Raw genomic sequence first — 1,754 nt, forward strand, 5'->3', positions numbered from 1 at the left:
GATGTGGTGTCGGAGTTGGCTGCGGCGGGGTTCAGCGAGGCGGTGCAGGTTGGCCAGGGCGGCCTCGGGGTGGTCTACCGCTGTGTGCAGCAGGCCTTAGCGCGGGTGGTAGCGGTCAAGATACTGACCGCCCAGTTTGCCGATGATCGGGCCAGGTTTGTCCGTGAGCAGCAGGCAATGGCCCGACTGACCAGCCATCCCAATATCGTGACGGTGTTACAGGTCGGCCAAACCGCCAGCGACCGTTTGTTTTTGGTGATGCCCTACTGCGGACAAGGAGCCTGGCAAGCACGCATCGCCCGCCTGGGTGTACTGGACTTCGAGGAAGTATTGCGGGTCGGGGTCAAGATCGCCGGCGCCGTGGAATCAGCACACCGGCTCGCGATCGTGCACCGCGATATCAAGCCGGCCAACATCTTGCTCACCGACTACGGCGAACCCGCACTGGGTGATTTCGGGATCGCCCGCACCGCAACGGGCCTGCGCACCGAGACCGGCGCGCTGGCCGGCTCCCCGGCGTTTACCGCCCCCGAGATCCTCACCGGCCAGCCCCCCACCGCGGCTTCAGACGTCTACAGCCTGGGCGCCACCTTATTCACCGCCCTAACCGGCCACGCCCCCTTCCAGCGCCGCGCCGGCGAGCAGATGATCGCCCAATTCATCCGCATCAGCAGCCAACCACTGGCCGAACTCAACGAACACGACATCCCCGCCGACGTGGCCGCCCTAGTTGAACACGCCATGGCCCGCGAACCCACCGACCGCCCCTCGGCACTAGAACTAGGCCAAGCGCTCCAACAAATCCAGCGCCGTCGCGGGCTAGCGGTTGACGAGATGGCCTTGCACTGCAGCGACGACGCACTACAACCCGGCCCACGCCCAGCGCCCGCGCGCGCGGCCAGCACGCGGCGGGTCCCAACCCTGCCCGCCGGGGTGGTGGGCCGCCACGGCGAGCTGGCCCAACTGCGCGCCCTGCTCGAGCAGTCCCGGCTGGTCACCCTGACCGGAATCGGCGGAGTCGGCAAAACCACCCTGGCCACCCACGCCGCCACCGAACTGGGCACCCACTTTGACGACGGCGTCTGGCTGGTGGAACTGGGCGACCTGCACGCCGGGGACCTGCTCGCCGAAACCGTAGCCACCGCCTTGGGGCTGCGCGATCACTCCGGGCGGCCGATGGCTGAGGTGCTCAGGCAATTCCTGCAGCCGCGTCACGCGCTGCTGGTGCTCGACACCTGCGAACACCTCATCGACGATGCCGCAAAGCTCGTCGACACCCTGCTGCGCGAATGCCCGGCCCTGCACGTCATCACCACCAGCCGCGAAGTCCTCAACATCGCCGGTGAGGCAGTACTGACCCTGGCCCCGCTGACCTACCCCACCGCTGAAGACAACCTGAACCTGTCCTCGCTAACCGACTATGACGCCATCACCTTGTTCGTCGAACGCGCCCGCGCCGCGGTCCCCGGCTTCGCCTTAACCGCCCACAACGCCCCAGCCGTAGCCCGCATCTGCACACAACTCGAAGGCGTGCCGCTGGCCATCGAACTGGCCGCCGTACGCCTTCGAGCCCTATCGCTCGACCACATCGCAGACGACCTCGCCCGCAGCTACACCCTGCTCAACCGCGGACGGCGCGGCGCACCCACCCGCCAACAATCCCTGACCTGCTGCATCGACTGGAGCTACGAGCGTTGCAGTCACGCCGAACAACAGCTTTGGGCCCAACTGTCGGTGTTCGCCGGCAGCTTCGA

The 1,754-nt window shown here is 67.2% G+C and carries 1 protein-coding gene; it reads left to right on the top strand.

Features of this window, described 5'->3' with window-relative positions:
* Nucleotides 1-1,754, top strand: a 1,754-nt coding sequence (locus AWC27_RS11225; protein WP_169726759.1) for a protein kinase domain-containing protein, incomplete at both ends; no start/stop codon positions are given.

Origin of the sequence: Mycobacterium szulgai, from assembly GCF_002116635.1 — a bacterium.
GTDB lineage: Bacteria > Actinomycetota > Actinomycetes > Mycobacteriales > Mycobacteriaceae > Mycobacterium > Mycobacterium szulgai.